The organism is Mameliella sp. CS4 (assembly GCF_019392335.1).
Classification (GTDB): Bacteria; Pseudomonadota; Alphaproteobacteria; order Rhodobacterales; family Rhodobacteraceae; genus Antarctobacter.
This window is the reverse complement of the sequence record NZ_JAHXRQ010000001.1, coordinates 85,152-100,057: the sequence shown is the minus strand read 5'-3', so window position 1 is coordinate 100,057 and position 14,906 is coordinate 85,152. Positions and strand designations below refer to the sequence as shown.

Sequence of the window (14,906 nt, the reverse complement as noted above, 5' to 3'; positions counted from 1 at the left end):
CCGGACCGCTCAGACCGACTGTGCGGCTTCGTCCAGCTCTGCCTGTTCCACCCAGCGCAGGATGACAGCGCGGGCGGCGTTTTCGTCGTAGGACTCGATGGCCTGGCGCAGGTCCTTGAGCGCGGTGGCCATCTCGAATTCCGAGAGAAAGCTTTCCTGCGCGCGCAGGATCTTGGTGTGCGGCGTGGTCAGCATGTCGGGCGAGATCAGCAGCTCTTCGTGCAGTTTCTCACCCGGGCGCAGGCCGGTGATCTTGATTTCGATGTCGCCATTTGGGTTGGCCTCGTCGCGCACGGAGAACCCGGCGCCTTCGATCATCTGTTGCGCCAGTTTGCGGATCGGGACGGGATCGCCCATATCCAGAACGAAGACGTCGCCACCGCGGGCAAAGGACCCGGCCAGAAGGACAAGGCGCGCGGCTTCGGAGATCGTCATGAAGTAGCGCGTCACCTGCGGATCGGTCAGGGTCAAGGGGCCGCCGCGGGCAATCTGTTCCTCGAACAGCGGGATGACGGACCCCGAGGACCCCAGCACGTTTCCGAAGCGCACCATCGAGAAGCGGGTGCCGGGGGTGCGGGCGGCCAAATCCTGGATGACCAGTTCGGCCAACCGCTTGGACGCGCCCATGACGTTGGTGGGACGCACGGCCTTGTCGGTCGAGACCAGGATGAACCGGTCGACCCCGGCAGCGCGCGATGCCTCTGCCAGCACCTTGGTGCCCAGCACGTTGTTGCGCAGCCCCGCCATGACGTTCTTTTCCACCAGCGGCAGATGTTTGTAGGCGGCGGCGTGCAGGACCACGTCGATGTCGTGTTCGATCAGGACGTCGCGCATCAGCTGTTCGTCCAGCACCGAGGCCAGAACGGGGACGATGTGCATCCCGTCGCCAATGTCGCGCAGTTCCTTGTCGATGTTGTAGAGCGCCAGTTCCGAGTGATCGACCAGCACCACGCAGGCCGGTTTGCAGGCGATCAACTGGCGGCACAGCTCGGACCCGATCGAGCCGCCCGCGCCGGAGACCAGGATGCGGCGGCCGGAATAAACATGGCTGACGCCGGGCAGTTCGCTTTCCAGCCGGCTGCGGCCCAGCAGGTCCTGGATCGAGACCGGGCTGACCTGCTTGCGGATCTCGCCCTCGCCGACCATCGCGGCAAAGGACGGCAGGGCGTGCACCTCGCAGCCGATGTGGCGCAGTTTATGTGCGATGCGGGCGATGGCGGGCTGGCTGATCGAGGGCATGGCCAGCACGACGCGGTCGATGTCCTTTTCCAGCACCAGCTTCTTGAGGCTGGAGGGGGCGTGCACGCGCAGGCCCGAGACCATGAGGCTTTGCAGGGTCGGATTGTCGTCGATGAAGGCGACCGGCAGGATCGCCTCGTCGTGGCGTAGCGCGGCAACCAGTTGCTGCCCGGTCTGCCCGGCGCCGTAGATCAGCACCCGCATCCGGTCCTTGCCGTGGCGATAGACGTGCAGCGTGAACTGGCGCAGGGCAATGCGCCATGTGGCCGACATGACCAGAAGCAGCAGGCCGAAGATGACGAAGGCGCCCAGGGGCAGGCCGGTGCCCATCGCGGCGTTCAGGACAAGGCCCAGGGTGGCCAGCAGGCCGGCGTAGGTCGCGGTGCGGATGACGCCACGCATTTCATAGGCATTGAGGGTGATCCGCGTCAGCCCCAGCCACCAGCCCAGGCCCACGGCCGTGACATTCAGGATCAGCACCGACGGCAAGAGGGCCGAGACAGTCGTACTGTCGGGAGTGACGGTTGCGGCCAGGACCAGGGCGGCGAACATGGCAAGCGGGACGACAATCGCATCCATCAGGATGAAGAGCGCCTGCTTTTGCGCCCGGGACAATGCCGTCACGATCTTGTAGAACATTCAGCCCTGTCCCTCGCTGATGGCCGTGTGAAGCTTATACCCTAGCGGCGACCGGAAATCGACGTGTGTCGCGGTGGGCCGTTTCGCCTGCTGCGAGTGCTCCGTTTTTTCAACTCTTAGGTTACGGAACGCCAAACAGGCAAGCTGCTTATTTCTGCAGTTGCGAGTACCGGCGGATTATCTCCTGTCCCGCTTGCCGAATTATTGGGCGCGTTCCGGCCGGTTTGGCGGTCCTTTGCGCGGTTCTGTGGCGTTTGTGACGCCAATGGGGCTTTCGTCCATGCTGCACCTGCGATAAGTACCGCGCCAGTCCGCCGGCGGGGCATTCCGCCTGTTTCCGGCGGCGCAGATCCATAGGAGGGCCAGATGGGCTACCGTATTGTCGTCGTAGGCGCCACGGGTAACGTGGGCCGCGAGATGCTCAACATCCTCGCCGAACGGGCGTTTCCCGTCGACGAGATCGCCGTGCTTGCGTCGCGAAAATCGCTGGGCACAGAAGTGAGCTTTGGCGACAAGACCCTCAAGACCCAGGACCTTGCCACCTTCGATTTCACCGGCTGGGACATGGCGCTTTTCGCCGTGGGCTCGGGCCCGACCAAGGAGTTCGCGCCCAAGGCGGCGGCGGCGGGCTGCGTGGTGATCGACAACTCGTCGCTCTATCGCTACGACCCGGACGTTCCGCTGGTCGTGCCCGAGGTGAACGCCGACGCGGTCATGGGCTATACCAAGAAGAACATCATCGCGAACCCGAACTGTTCGACCGCGCAGATGGTCGTGGCGCTCAAGCCGCTGCATGATCGCGCCAAGATCAAGCGCGTTGTCGTCTCGACCTACCAGTCGGTGTCCGGGTCGGGCAAGGAAGGCATGGATGAGCTTTGGAACCAGACCAAGGCCGTCTACAATCCCACCGACGAGGTTCCGCCCTCTATCTATCCCAAGCAGATCGCCTTCAACGTGATCCCGCATATCGACGTCTTCCTGGAAGATGGCTCGACCAAGGAAGAGTGGAAGATGGTCGCCGAGACCAAGAAGATCGTCGATCCGTCGATCAAGGTCACGGCCACCTGCGTGCGGGTTCCGGTCTTTGTCGGCCATGCCGAGGCGATCAACCTGGAGTTCGAAGACCATCTGGACGAGGACGAGGCGCGTGACATCCTGCGCGAGGCCCCCGGCATCATGGTGATCGACAAGCGCGAGGACGGCGGCTACGTCACGCCGGTGGAATGCGTTGGCGATTTCGCCACCTTCATCAGCCGCATCCGCCAGGATTCGACGATCGACAACGGTCTGAACCTCTGGTGTGTCAGCGACAACCTGCGCAAGGGCGCGGCGCTGAACGCCGTGCAGATTGCCGAGGTGCTGGGCCAGAAGGCGCTGAAGAAAGGGTGATCTGACGGTCCGCGCACAGCGCGGCGAACCCCCCGGTAGAGGTGGTGGTCAGATCCCGGGCCGTGTCCCGGCCCGACAGAGATCACAGAACCCGCGCCACGTGCGCGGGTTCTTTTGTGTCAGCGGCTATCCCGTGGGTCGCAGGGCGTCCTTTTCCGCAGGTGGCGCCGCACGCGGGATCCAGCTGCGTGCATGGGCGGGAAAGGCGCGGCCAAACCTCCTGCTCAGTGCCTCGGGGCATTGGCCAAGGGCCGAGAGTGTGCAAATTCGCTGGTCCCCCGGATGGTGGTAAAGGGCAAGCCCCTCGACCGACTGGCGCAGGCGGGAACCCTTGAGCAGCAGCCGGCCCTGAAGCTCGGGCCAGCTGCGCGCCTGGTCAAAATCCGGGATCAGCCTGTTCCGGAGGGCCGCCGTCAGCGCGGGTGCCGCCGTATCCCCTGCCGCCTCCCGCATCGTGCGGGACAACGCCTCTTGCAGGAGATGGCCCAGCGTCGTGCCGCGCCGGGCCGACAGGTGGGACGCCGCATCGTGCAGGGCGCGGGGCAAGCGCAGGGTGATTTCGGTCTCTTCCATGTCCTTACCTTGCCGCACGCATGGTTAATGCTCGGTTTGCCTTTCGCGGCAAATCCTTGGCAAGTGGCCGCTGCTGCCCAAGTTTTGCCGCAATTCGGTGCCACGCTTTCTTGATCGGCAAGGAGACGTAGGATGTTTCACACTGCCATACCGCAGGCCAATTGGCCGACCGTCCCCCGGACATCCGGCCTGCCAAGGCCTCTGGACAGTGAGGCCTTGTCGCTGCTCCGATTGTTCCTGACGCCGATCCTGGAGCGCGCCGCCAGTTGGCAGACCCTTCATGAACAGCTTTGCGCCAAGGGATTCCGGCTGGTCTTTCGCCGGGGCCACATGGTCATCGTGAACGACACGGGTGAGGGGATGTGCACCGGCAGCGACCTTGGCGTTCCGCTGGCCCAGCTTTCGGCCCGGATCGGACGGCCCTGTGTGCGGGCGCATCGCACCGGAGAGACCGGGGAGCTGGACTTGCCGCGCGTCGCGGCGCGCTCTGCCACGGCGCGCTCTGCCACCGCCTGAGGGGCGGCAGACACGAAAAGGCCCGGAGGCGAGAACGCGACCGGGCCGAAAGTCAGTCTTCACATTCGGGTTCAGACCGGGACGAACTGCCCGGACTTGCCGTCGAGGTTCTTCAACTCGCCGCTACCGATATCGACCCAGAGACCGTGCAGGCCCAGCTTGCCGGCCTCGACTGCCTCGCGCACGAAGGGGAAGGTCATGAGGTTGCGCAGCGATACGGCGACGGCCTCACGTTCCAGCGCGTGGGGCATGTCCGTATCCCCCTTTACCGCCTCGTAGCCCGGGCGCAGGATATCCATCCAGCGCCCGACAAAGCTGGCGGTTTCCTCCAGATCCGGCGCGCGCCCCTCGCACATGTCCAGGCACCCCTGCACACCGCCGCAGTTGGAATGCCCCAGAACGATCAGATGCGCGACCTTCAGCGCCGAGACCGCATATTCCACCGCCGCCGATGTGCCGTGGTGCTGGCCGTCGGGTTCGTAAACGGGCACCAGGTTGGCAATGTTGCGGTGGATAAAGAACTCGCCCTGATCCGCGCCGAAGATCGACGTCACATGGACCCGCGAATCGCAGCAGGAAATCACCATCGCGCGCGGCCGCTGACCCTCGTCGGCAAGACGGCGGTACCAAGCGCTGTTTTCCGCATGAGTGGTGGCTTTCCAGCCATGATAACGCTGCAGAAGAAATCCTGGCAGGGGGCGTGCGAATTCCATGAAATCCTCCGGTCGTCGAATTTGCCTGGTCCAACTACGATGAATTCAGGGGAAATTCGAGCGAAAACACATCTCTGGGATAACCTTTTGGGAACCTCGCAGAGGGCATGTTGCGCCTCGCGTGGGGCACTTGAATGGGGTGAGATGTGAAAGAGGTTACCTATCTGGCACCGGCGGAACGGCCCGCCGTTGATCCGGCCCAGATCGAGACGTTGTGCACCGATCTGGGCAGACCGGCGGCCGAGGACGTGGTTTGCCGTGCGATGGAGGAACTGGCGCAGCGCATGTGCCAGATCCAGACGCAGGCCCTGAAGGGCCCGCGCGAGGACATGCACAAGGGGCTGCGCGGGCTTGCCGCGATCGCCGACCAGATCGGCCTGTGCTCGCTGAGCGAGGTGGCTCATGACGTCATGGCCTGTATCGAACTGGGCGACGCCGTGGCCGAGGCGGCGACACTGGCCCGGCTGGCGCGGGTGGGCGAACGCTCATTGACGGCACTCTGGGATCTCAATGAGTTCACCGTCTGAACGGGGTGGACCCCGGGTGTGAAATCCGCTTGCGGCGGGCGGCGCAGGCAATAGGCTGGCGGCACCTTGTTACAGGAGCCTCCATGCCCGTGTCCTTTGCCACGCCCGATACCGCCACCCTGCCGCTCTACTTGATCGAAGCCGATGCCTTGCCGGCCTGGCTGGACGGACAGGATGCGCCGACGCGCGCCTGGGTCGAGGCCAACGGCTTTGCCGGCGGGCTTGGCACGGCGCTGATGCTGCCGGGGGCGGACGGTGTGCCGGTCGGGGCGCTTGCGGGCTACGGCAGTGCCGATGCGCGCGCGCGCCAGCGCTTCCCGCTGGCCGGTGCCCTCCCGGGGCTGGCGCCGGGCAGTTACCGGATTGCCTCCGGCCTGCCGCCGGAACGCGCGGCGACCGAGGCTCTGGGCTGGCTGCTGTCGGGCTATTCCTTTGGGCGGTACCGCGAACAGGGCGCGCGCGAACGGACTCTCGTTGCGCCCGAAGGGGTCGATCCCCGCCGGATCCAGATCCTGGCGGAGGCCGAGGCGCGCACCCGCGACCTGGTGAATACCCCGGCCTCGGATATGGGGCCAGAGGCGCTGGAGGCCGAGGTGCGGGATCTGGCAACCCGCTTCGGTGCCGAGGTCGCGGTCATCGCGGGCGACGATCTGCTGTCCGCAAAGACCTATTTCCCGATGATCCACGCGGTGGGCCGCGCCGCGCAGCAGGCGCCGCGGCTGATCGACATGCGTTGGGGCACCACGGGGCCGCTGCTGACGCTGGTCGGCAAAGGGGTCTGTTTCGACACCGGGGGGCTGAACCTGAAACCCGGCGGTTCGATGGGGCTGATGAAAAAGGACATGGGCGGCGCGGCAAATACCATCGGGCTGGCGCAGGCGATCATGGCGCTGGACCTGCCCGTGCGCCTGCGCCTGCTGATCCCGGCGGTGGAAAACAGCGTGTCAGGCCACAGCTTTCGCCCCGGCGACATCCTGCACTCGCGCAAGGGGCTGACGGTCGAGATCAACAACACCGATGCCGAAGGACGGCTGGTGCTGGCCGATGCGCTGACCTACGGCGACGAGGAAAAGCCCGACCTGATGATCTCGATGGCGACGCTGACCGGCGCGGCGCGGGTGGCGGTCGGGCCGGACCTGGCCCCCTTCTACACCGATGCCGAGGATTTCGCCGGCGCGCTGAGTGCCGCCGCGCCCGGCGCCGCCGACCCGGTCTGGCGGATGCCCTTCCATGCGCCCTACGAGGCGATGATCGAACCGGGCATCGCCGACCTCGACAACGCGCCTTCGGGCGGATTTGCCGGGTCGATCACTGCCGCGCTTTTCCTGCGCCGCTTCACCGGACAGGCCGCGCGCTATGCCCATTTCGACATCTATTCCTGGCAGCCAAAGCCCGAGCCGGGGCGTGCCAAGGGCGGGCTGATGCAGGGGCCACGCGCCATCATCGACGCGCTGCCGCAGGTGCTGGGCCTCTGATGGACCGCCGTCTGACGCCTTTCAATAACCGGGTGGCCCATGTCTCGCTGCATGGCCAAGTCGAGGCGGAGCGCTTTGTCGAAGGCGAGGTGCACCCCGTCACGACTCCTGTCGCCGACCTGCTGGCGGGGATCGGCGGTGCGCGGGACCGGCAGCTCTTGCGCGGTGACCTGTTTCGGGTGCTTGAACTGCACGAAGGCCGGGCCTTCGGCATGGCCGAAAAGGATGGCTATGTCGGCTGGATGGACCCGGTGGATCTGGTCGGTGCTCCGACCGAGGAACCGACGCATCGGGTTGCCGCCGCGCGCAGCTACGGCAAGTCTACTCCGGGCCTGAAACAGATGGGACTGATCACGTCGTTGTCGCTTGGCGCGCGCCTGCCGGTCCTGGGGGAACAGGACGGCTGGGCGCGTGTGGCCTGGTCGCGCGGAACCGTGCCCCGGGATCTGTACATTCCCGTGCAGCATCTCGCGCCGGTGGACAGGCTTGAACCCGATCCCGTCGCCGTGGCCGAACGCCTGCTGGGGACTCCCTACCTCTGGGGGGGCAATAGCGCCTTCGGCATCGACTGTTCCGGCCTCGTCCAGATCGCCCTGCACGCCTGCGGGCGGGACTGCCCCGGCGACAGCGACATGCAAGAGGCATTGGGCCGCGCGCTGCCCCCAGGCACGCCCCCCGAACGCGGCGACCTGATGTTCTGGAAGGGCCACGTGGCCTGGGTCTCGGACCCCGACAGGCTGATCCACGCCAATGCCTTTCACATGGCGGTCGCCTACGAGCCGATCACACAGGCCATTGTCCGCATCCAGCAGCAAGGCGATGGCCCTGTCACCCGCCACGCCCGCTTGACCACCTGACCGCGCCCCTGTCTTCTTCTCTCTGAAAATACCTCCGGGGAGCGCGAGGGGCTGGCCCCTCGCCCCCGCAACCGCAGGAGCCCGCCTTTGTCCGACCAATTCTTTCACCCCGTCTCCGGTTTCGACCTGCCACGGTTCGCCGGCGTTCCCACCTTCATGCGCCTGCCGCACCTGACGCCGGATCACCCCCGGTTCCAGGATGTGCAGGTCGGGTTTGTCGGCGTGCCCTGGGACAGCGGCACCACCAATCGGCCAGGCCCGCGCCACGGGCCGCGCCAGTTGCGCGATGCTTCGACCATGATCCGTGCCCAGCACGCGGCTACGGGCATGCGCCCCTTCGAGGCGGCCAATTGCGCCGACCTTGGCGATGTCGGGCCGAACCCGGCGGACATCCCCGACAGCATGGCGCGCATCACCGCCTTTTACACGCAGTTGCAGCAGGCGGGCATCCGGCCGCTGACGGCGGGGGGTGATCACCTGACCTCGCTGCCCGTCCTGCGGGCGCTGGCCAAGGACGGGCCGCTGGGCATGGTGCATTTCGACAGCCACACGGACCTGTTCCACAGCTATTTCGGCGGCACGATGTACACGCATGGCACGCCGTTCCGCCGCGCCGTCGAGGAGGGGTTGCTGGACCCCAAGCGGATCATCCAGATCGGCATCCGGGGCACGATGTACGATTCCGAGGACCGGGATTTCGCCGCCGCCAACGGCATTCGCATCGTCACCATCGAAGAGTTCTTTGCCCGGGGCGTCGCCGAGGTCATGGAAGAGGCGCGCGCCACCGTGGGCAGCGCGCCCTGCTACGTCAGCTATGACATCGACTTTGTCGATCCGACATTCGCTCCCGGCACCGGCACGCCGGAGGTGGGCGGGCCGAACAGCTATCAGGCGTTGCAGGTCTGCCGCGAACTGGAGGGGCTGGACATCGTCGGCGCGGACCTTGTCGAGGTCTCGCCGCCCTTTGACCAGGCTGGCGGGACCGCCTTCCTGGGCGTGTCGATCATGTTCGAGCTGCTTTGCGCGATGCTGGCCAAGTGACGACCGGCGGCAGGTGCCGGCAGGGGCCGGCGCCTGTCCCTAGTCGACCGGGCGGATCAGCTTGCGTTCCAGCACGCGCAGCACGGTCTTCAGGTCGTGGCCGCGCTTGAGCACCTGCCCCTCCATCCCGTAGACCGCGTATTCGCCCTGTTTGTTGCGCAGCTTTGGGCGTTTCTCGATCCGGTAGAGCGGATGTTCGGCGGTGCGGCGAAAGACCGAAAAGACGGCCACCTCGCGCAGGCTGGAAATCCCGTAGTCGCGCCATTCGCCGGCGGCGACCATGCGTCCATAAAGCGATAGGATGACGTTGAGCTCGGCCCGCTGAAAGGCGACCACCTCATGTGCGGACCCCTGGCCGGGGAAGGGCGTCAAGCTGTTCATACCCCCAGAGTTGCGCCCTTCGGGCAATAAATCAAGGGGGTGGATGGTGGCTCAGAAATTACTTGACCGCGCGGTCGGTTTTGGGCAGTGTCGCGCCACCGAGGGAGGAGCGAGATGACACCGCAGCAACGTGCCGAGCGTGCGGCCGAGGCCATGTATGCCAAGGATACCGCGGCGCAGGAGATGAAGATGCAGATCGAGGCGGTGGGCCCCGGTCGGGCCGTGCTCTCGATGGAGGTGCAGCCGGCGCATCTGAACGGCCACCGCATCTGCCACGGCGGGATCATCTTTACCCTGGCCGACACCGCCTTTGCCTATGCTTGCAACAGCTACAACACCCTGACCGTCGCGCAGGAAAACCAGATCACCTTCCTGGCTCCGGGCCAGCTGGGCGAACGGTTGACCGCCACGGCCGAGGAACAGGCGCAGGCGGGCCGGTCGGGCGTCTACGACGTGACCGTGACCGGCGCGGACGGTCGCAAGGTGGCGCTGATGCGTGGCCTGTCGCGCACCGTGAAGGGCCAGCATTTCCCCGAAGAGGAATTAACCCAGGAAGATCGCGCCTGACGCGCCAGCACCGCCGGAGGAGACCCGATGGAAGACCTCACCCCGTCCAAGGACAGCCTTGACCCGATTGAGATCGCCTCGCGCGATGAAATCGCCGCCTTGCAGCTGGACCGCATGAAATGGTCGCTGCGCCATGCCTACGAAAACGTGCCGTTTTACAGGCAGAGTTTCGATGCGGCGGGCGTGCATCCCGATGACCTGACCTCGCTGGCGGACCTGGCCAAGTTCCCCTTCACGGTAAAGACCGACCTGCGCGACAACTATCCCTTCGGCATGTTCGCCGTGCCGCGGGAAAAAGTCCGGCGCATCCATGCTTCGTCCGGGACCACGGGCCAGCCGACAGTGGTGGGCTATACCGACAATGACCTCGATGCCTGGGGCACAGTGGTGGCGCGCAGCCTGCGGGCGGCCGGCCTGAAACCGGGGGACGTGCTGCACAACGCCTATGGCTACGGTCTGTTCACCGGGGGGCTGGGCATTCATCTGGGCGCCGACAAGCTTGGCCTGTCCACTGTGCCGATTTCCGGTGGCATGACCCAGCGCCAGGTGCGCCTGATCGAGGATTTTCAGGCCACCGGGATCACGGTCACGCCCTCTTACGCGCTGTCCATCATCGACGAATATGCCGCCCAGGGCCGCGACCCGCGCAAGTCGCCGCTGAAGGTGGGGATCTTTGGCGCCGAACCCTGGACCAACGCGATGCGGCTGGAGATCGAGGAAGCCTTCGACATGCATGCGGTCGACATCTATGGCCTGTCCGAGGTCATGGGGCCGGGCGTGGCGAATGAATGCGTCGAGACCAAGGATGGCCTGCACATCTGGGAGGACCACTTCTACCCCGAGATCATCGACCCGGAAACGGGTGAGGTGCTGCCGGACGGCGAGTTGGGTGAACTGGTCTTTACCTCATTGACCAAGGAGGCCTTTCCGGTGATCCGCTACCGGACGCGCGACCTGACGCGCCTTCTGCCCGGCACGGCGCGGTCGATGCGGCGGATGGAAAAGGTGACGGGGCGCAGCGATGACATGATCATCCTGCGCGGCGTCAACGTCTTCCCGACCCAGATCGAGGAACAGTTGATGACGGTCAAGGCGCTGGCGCCGCATTTCCAGCTGGAACTGGACCGGGTCGACCACAAGGACGTCATGAAGGTCGTCGTCGAACCCTGGCCGCACGCGGTGGCCGAAGGCTCGGAGGCCGCGCGCGAACTGTCCGCCAAGGTCAAGCAGGTGGTCGGCGTGACCGTCAAGGTCGAGGTTGCCGACCCCGGCGGCGTGGCGCGCAGCCAGGGCAAGGCGGTGCGGATTGTCGACAACCGGCCCAAGATCTGAGGGCCGCCGGGCGACGCTCGCCGTCCCTTGAAAGGCGCCTTCGGGCGCCTTTTGCCGTTTCCGGGTCCAAGCCGTCAGAGTTTCCGATTGGCGTCAGAGGGGCTGCCGTCCGGCCCGAAATCCGACCCAATAGATGCAAAAACCGACTTGCCGAGTCTCTGGCCCTGCCGTAGACGCACTCGTGGGACACCCCTCCCCAACGAGGGGCATCTATCTGGAAGGTTAGCTCAGCTATGGCACCCCAAGCACCGGCAACGCGGCCGGCTAATCCGCGTTTTTCTTCTGGCCCCTGCGCCAAGATCCCCACATTCTCTCTGGACAAGCTGTCCGACGCGGCCCTCGGCCGGTCGCACCGCGCAAAGGTCGGCAAGGACAAGCTGCTGGCCGCCATCGAAGGCACGCGCGAAATCCTGGGTATCCCGGCAGACTACAAGATCGGTATCGTTCCCGCCTCGGACACCGGCGCGGTTGAAATGGCCATGTGGTCGATGCTGGGCGCACGCAAGGCGACGATGGTCGCCTGGGAAAGCTTTGGCGCGGGCTGGGTGTCCGACGTGGTCAAGCAACTCAAGATCGACGCCGAAGTCAAAGAGGCCAGCTATGGTGAGATCGTCGATTTCGCGACCATTGATTTCGACACCGATGTCGTTTTCACCTGGAACGGCACCACCTCCGGTGTGCGCGTGCCCAATGGCGATGCCATCCCGGCGGATCGCGAAGGACTGACCATCTGCGACGCCACTTCGGCGGCCTTTGCGCAGGACCTGCCCTGGGACAAGCTGGATGTGACCACCTTCTCCTGGCAGAAGGTCATGGGCGGCGAGGCCGCGCACGGGATGCTGATCCTCAGCCCCCGCGCCGTCGAACGCCTTGAAAACTACACACCCGCATGGCCGCTGCCCAAGATCTTTCGCCTGACCAAAGGCGGCAAGCTGATCGACGGCATCTTTACCGGCGCAACGATCAACACGCCGTCGATGCTGGCGGTCGAGGACTACCTTGTCGCGCTGGACTGGGCGCGCGAGATCGGCGGGCTGAACGCACTGATGGCCCGCGCCGACGCCAATGCCAAGGTGATCTGGGATTTCTGCGACACGCATGACTGGATCGCCAACCTGGCAGAGGACCCGGCCACGCGGTCGAACACCAGCGTCTGCCTGAAGTTCACCGATGACCGCATCAAGGACGGGGCAGCCTTTGCCAAGGCCGTGGCCAAGCGGCTGGAGGCCGAGGGCGTGGCGCTGGACATCGGCGCCTATCGTGACGCGCCCGCAGGCCTGCGCATCTGGTGCGGCGCCACGGTGGAAACCTCGGACATCGAGGCCCTGATGCCTTGGCTGGAACATGCCTTCGCGGCAGAGGTCGCGGCGCAAGCGCAAGCCGCCTGAGACAACGCGCGCCCCGGGCCTGACCCGGGGCCTCTCCCCCATATCCTCTCAACAGGAGGCCCCGGATCAGGTCCGGGGCGTGTATCCCATGACTGCACCCAAAGTTCTCGTCTCCGACAAGCTCTCGGAAACCGCTGTCCAGATCTTTCGCGATCGCGGCATCGACGTCGATTTCCTGCCCGACGTGGGCAAGGACAAGGAAAAGCTGGCCGAGATCATCGGCGAGTATGACGGCCTTGCCATCCGGTCCGCGACCAAGGTGACGCCTTCGATCCTGGAACATGCCCACAAGCTGAAGGTGGTGGGCCGCGCCGGGATCGGCACCGACAACGTCGACAAGGAAGCGGCGTCGAAGAAAGGCGTGATCGTGATGAACACGCCCTTCGGCAACATGATCACCACCGCCGAACATGCCATCGCCATGATGTTCGCCTGTGCCCGCCAGATCCCCGAGGCCAGCGCCTCGACCCATGCGGGCAAGTGGGAGAAATCCAAGTTCATGGGGGTCGAACTGACCGGCAAGACCCTGGGCGTGATCGGCGCCGGCAACATCGGCGGCATCGTCTGCGACCGCGCCCGCGGCCTGAAAATGAAGGTCGTGGCCTACGATCCTTTCCTGTCGGAAGAGAAAGCCGGCAAGATGCAGGTGGAAAAGGTCGAGGACCTGGATGACCTGCTGAAGCGCGCCGATTTCATCACGCTGCACGTGCCGCTGACCGACCAGACCCGCAATATCCTGTCCAAGGAGAACCTGGCCAAGACCAAGAAGGGCGTGCGCATCATCAACTGTGCCCGTGGCGGCCTGGTCGACGAAGCGGCGCTTGCCGAACTGATCAAGTCCGGCCATGTGGCCGGCGCGGCCTTTGACGTCTTCGCCGAGGAACCGGCCAAGGAGAACCCGCTGTTCGACCTGCCCAACGTGGTCTGCACGCCGCACCTGGGCGCCTCGACCAGCGAAGCGCAGGAAAACGTGGCCCTGCAGGTGGCCGAGCAGATGTCGGACTACCTGCTGACCGGCGCGGTGCAGAACGCGCTGAACATGCCCAGCGTCACCGCCGAAGAGGCCAAGGTCATGGGCCCCTGGATCAAGCTGGCCGATCATCTGGGCAGCTTCATTGGCCAGATGACCGACGAGGCGATCAAGGCGATCAATATCCTCTATGACGGCGAAGCGGCGACCATGAACCTGGAGGCGCTGAACTGTTCGCTGATCGCGGGCATCATGAAATCGGTGAACCCCGAGGTGAACATGGTTTCGGCGCCGATGGTGGCGCGCGAGCGCGGCATCAAGATCTCGACCACCAACCAGGAACAGTCGGGTGCCTTCGAAGGTTACATCAAGGTGACGGTCGTGACCGAAAAGCGCGAGCGGTCGATTGCCGGGACGGTCTTCAGCGATGGCAAGCCGCGCTTCATCCAGATCAAGGGCATCAACATCGACGCCGAAGTGGGCGCGCATATGCTCTACACCACCAACAACGACGAGCCGGGAATCATCGGCGCGCTGGGCAACACGATGGGCCGCAATGGCGTGAACATCGCCAACTTTACCCTGGGCCGCAAGGACGCGGGTGGCGAGGCCATCGCGCTGCTTTACGTCGATGAGCCGGTGTCGGCAGAGGCCCGCGCGCAGCTGGCCGAAACGGGTCTGTTCAACCAGATCAAGCCGCTGCAATTCGACGTGGCCTGAGCGGGACCCAAGCGCCGACAGCTTTGACCCTCTCCCGCGCGCCGGGGGAGGGTCTTTTCTTGCCGGGCGTCAGCCCTGCGCCTGGTATTCCGCGATCAGCTCTTCGAACCTGTCCATCGGTGGCCATTCCTCATAGCTGTGCCGCGCCGGGGTCATGGCCCAGGGCAGGCGGGCGCGGGTCATGGTCTCGATGAAGGGGGAAAACCAGCCGGTGTCGTCGAACATGGTCGGACGGACGTTCACGAATGTGTCGATCCCGGTGATGCGCGTGAACATCCAGCTCATGCAATGGGGACAGGCCATGTGGTCCTGATCCGGTCCGTGGGAGCCGCATTCGAGCGGTTCGCCTTTTGTCACCTCCAACCCGTCCGCCGGGACGATGACGGTCAGGGAAAAGGCGCTGGAGGACATTTTCTGGCAGCCCCGGCAATGGCAGGCGGCGGTCATCAGGGGCGGCTTGGTGATCCGGATGTGGACCTGGCCACAACGGCAGGACCCGTCGAGCGGCAGGGAAGGTGTCGGCATGGTGGTTCCTTGGCTGGTGTCTGGCGGCACCCTAGGCGCAACCGGCGATCCCGG

15 protein-coding genes are annotated in these 14,906 nt (G+C 65.3%); 10 read left to right on the top strand and 5 right to left on the bottom strand.

Translation table 11 applies throughout. The features are described 5' to 3' along the window. Positions 1 to 9: 9 nt before the first annotated feature. Positions 10 to 1,878, bottom strand: coding sequence for a nucleoside-diphosphate sugar epimerase/dehydratase (locus tag KZZ07_RS00530; protein WP_219510184.1), 1,869 nt, complete (start codon positions 1,876 to 1,878; stop codon positions 10 to 12). Between the two features lie 366 nt (positions 1,879 to 2,244). On the opposite strand from KZZ07_RS00530, the gene KZZ07_RS00525 reads away from it, so the two are divergent. Next, positions 2,245 to 3,267, top strand: coding sequence for an aspartate-semialdehyde dehydrogenase (locus KZZ07_RS00525; RefSeq protein ID WP_219510182.1), 1,023 nt, complete (start codon positions 2,245 to 2,247; stop codon positions 3,265 to 3,267). A gap of 126 nt (positions 3,268 to 3,393) precedes the next feature. Here KZZ07_RS00525 and KZZ07_RS00520 read toward each other — a convergent pair whose 3' ends face one another. Next, complete coding sequence (locus KZZ07_RS00520; RefSeq protein WP_219510173.1) at positions 3,394 to 3,840, bottom strand: hypothetical protein; 447 nt, start codon at positions 3,838 to 3,840, stop codon at positions 3,394 to 3,396. Between the two features lie 132 nt (positions 3,841 to 3,972). On the opposite strand from KZZ07_RS00520, the gene KZZ07_RS00515 reads away from it, so the two are divergent. Next, on the top strand, positions 3,973 to 4,356 hold the full coding sequence (locus KZZ07_RS00515; protein WP_255564083.1) for a hypothetical protein: 384 nt from the start codon (positions 3,973 to 3,975) through the stop codon (positions 4,354 to 4,356). A 71-nt stretch (positions 4,357 to 4,427) separates the two neighbouring features. Here KZZ07_RS00515 and KZZ07_RS00510 read toward each other — a convergent pair whose 3' ends face one another. Beyond that, positions 4,428 to 5,069, bottom strand: coding sequence for a carbonic anhydrase (locus tag KZZ07_RS00510; protein WP_219510171.1), 642 nt, complete (start codon positions 5,067 to 5,069; stop codon positions 4,428 to 4,430). Between the two features lie 146 nt (positions 5,070 to 5,215). On the opposite strand from KZZ07_RS00510, the gene KZZ07_RS00505 reads away from it, so the two are divergent. The 4 genes from KZZ07_RS00505 (at position 5,216) to speB (ending at position 8,969) form a co-directional block, all read left to right on the top strand. Next, positions 5,216 to 5,596, top strand: coding sequence for a hypothetical protein (locus KZZ07_RS00505; RefSeq protein WP_300434992.1), 381 nt, complete (start codon positions 5,216 to 5,218; stop codon positions 5,594 to 5,596). A gap of 83 nt (positions 5,597 to 5,679) precedes the next feature. Next, the gene (locus KZZ07_RS00500) at positions 5,680 to 7,071 is read left to right on the top strand and encodes a leucyl aminopeptidase family protein (RefSeq protein ID WP_219510169.1); all 1,392 of its coding nucleotides are present in this window, start codon (positions 5,680 to 5,682) and stop codon (positions 7,069 to 7,071) included. Then, entirely contained in the window at positions 7,071 to 7,928 is an 858-nt protein-coding gene (locus tag KZZ07_RS00495; protein WP_219510167.1) for a C40 family peptidase, read from the top strand. The genes KZZ07_RS00500 and KZZ07_RS00495 overlap by 1 nt, the downstream gene beginning before the upstream one ends. Positions 7,929 to 8,015: 87 nt before the next feature. Further along, positions 8,016 to 8,969: an agmatinase gene (gene speB, locus KZZ07_RS00490; RefSeq protein ID WP_219510165.1), complete on the top strand. Its 954-nt coding sequence runs from the start codon at positions 8,016 to 8,018 to the stop codon at positions 8,967 to 8,969. A 39-nt stretch (positions 8,970 to 9,008) separates the two neighbouring features. On the opposite strand, the gene KZZ07_RS00485 is transcribed toward speB, so the two are convergent. After that, positions 9,009 to 9,350: a DUF2794 domain-containing protein gene (locus KZZ07_RS00485; RefSeq protein WP_219510148.1), complete on the bottom strand. Its 342-nt coding sequence runs from the start codon at positions 9,348 to 9,350 to the stop codon at positions 9,009 to 9,011. A 114-nt stretch (positions 9,351 to 9,464) separates the two neighbouring features. Here KZZ07_RS00485 and paaI point away from each other — a divergent pair, with 114 nt between their 5' ends. The 4 genes from paaI (at position 9,465) to serA (ending at position 14,327) form a co-directional block, all read left to right on the top strand. Next, on the top strand, positions 9,465 to 9,917 hold the full coding sequence (paaI, locus tag KZZ07_RS00480; RefSeq protein WP_219510141.1) for a hydroxyphenylacetyl-CoA thioesterase PaaI: 453 nt from the start codon (positions 9,465 to 9,467) through the stop codon (positions 9,915 to 9,917). Between the two features lie 27 nt (positions 9,918 to 9,944). Then, entirely contained in the window at positions 9,945 to 11,249 is a 1,305-nt protein-coding gene (gene paaK / locus KZZ07_RS00475) for a phenylacetate--CoA ligase PaaK (protein ID WP_219510132.1), read from the top strand. A 233-nt stretch (positions 11,250 to 11,482) separates the two neighbouring features. Continuing rightward, positions 11,483 to 12,637: a phosphoserine transaminase gene (locus KZZ07_RS00470; RefSeq protein ID WP_219510112.1), complete on the top strand. Its 1,155-nt coding sequence runs from the start codon at positions 11,483 to 11,485 to the stop codon at positions 12,635 to 12,637. Positions 12,638 to 12,725: 88 nt separating this feature from the next. After that, positions 12,726 to 14,327, top strand: coding sequence for a phosphoglycerate dehydrogenase (gene serA / locus KZZ07_RS00465; protein ID WP_219510111.1), 1,602 nt, complete (start codon positions 12,726 to 12,728; stop codon positions 14,325 to 14,327). 69 nt (positions 14,328 to 14,396) lie between these two features. Here serA and KZZ07_RS00460 read toward each other — a convergent pair whose 3' ends face one another. Continuing rightward, positions 14,397 to 14,852, bottom strand: a complete 456-nt coding sequence (locus KZZ07_RS00460; RefSeq protein WP_219510102.1) for a GFA family protein — start codon at positions 14,850 to 14,852, stop codon at positions 14,397 to 14,399. Positions 14,853 to 14,906: the final 54 nt, after the last annotated feature.

Excerpts from the sequence above, each read along its gene's own strand:
- KZZ07_RS00525 (WP_219510182.1), top strand. The coding sequence starts at position 2,245 with ATGGGCTACCGTATTGTCGTCGTAGGCGCCACGGGTAACGTGGGCCGC.
- KZZ07_RS00500 (WP_219510169.1), top strand. The coding sequence starts at position 5,680 with ATGCCCGTGTCCTTTGCCACGCCCGATACCGCCACCCTGCCGCTCTAC.
- paaK (WP_219510132.1), top strand. The coding sequence starts at position 9,945 with ATGGAAGACCTCACCCCGTCCAAGGACAGCCTTGACCCGATTGAGATC.
- KZZ07_RS00485 (WP_219510148.1), bottom strand. The coding sequence starts at position 9,350 with ATGAACAGCTTGACGCCCTTCCCCGGCCAGGGGTCCGCACATGAGGTG.
- paaI (WP_219510141.1), top strand. The coding sequence starts at position 9,465 with ATGACACCGCAGCAACGTGCCGAGCGTGCGGCCGAGGCCATGTATGCC.
- KZZ07_RS00460 (WP_219510102.1), bottom strand. The coding sequence starts at position 14,852 with ATGCCGACACCTTCCCTGCCGCTCGACGGGTCCTGCCGTTGTGGCCAG.
- KZZ07_RS00520 (WP_219510173.1), bottom strand. The coding sequence starts at position 3,840 with ATGGAAGAGACCGAAATCACCCTGCGCTTGCCCCGCGCCCTGCACGAT.
- KZZ07_RS00510 (WP_219510171.1), bottom strand. The coding sequence starts at position 5,069 with ATGGAATTCGCACGCCCCCTGCCAGGATTTCTTCTGCAGCGTTATCAT.
- KZZ07_RS00495 (WP_219510167.1), top strand. The coding sequence starts at position 7,071 with ATGGACCGCCGTCTGACGCCTTTCAATAACCGGGTGGCCCATGTCTCG.
- KZZ07_RS00470 (WP_219510112.1), top strand. The coding sequence starts at position 11,483 with ATGGCACCCCAAGCACCGGCAACGCGGCCGGCTAATCCGCGTTTTTCT.
- KZZ07_RS00515 (WP_255564083.1), top strand. The coding sequence starts at position 3,973 with ATGTTTCACACTGCCATACCGCAGGCCAATTGGCCGACCGTCCCCCGG.
- KZZ07_RS00530 (WP_219510184.1), bottom strand. The coding sequence starts at position 1,878 with ATGTTCTACAAGATCGTGACGGCATTGTCCCGGGCGCAAAAGCAGGCG.
- serA (WP_219510111.1), top strand. The coding sequence starts at position 12,726 with ATGACTGCACCCAAAGTTCTCGTCTCCGACAAGCTCTCGGAAACCGCT.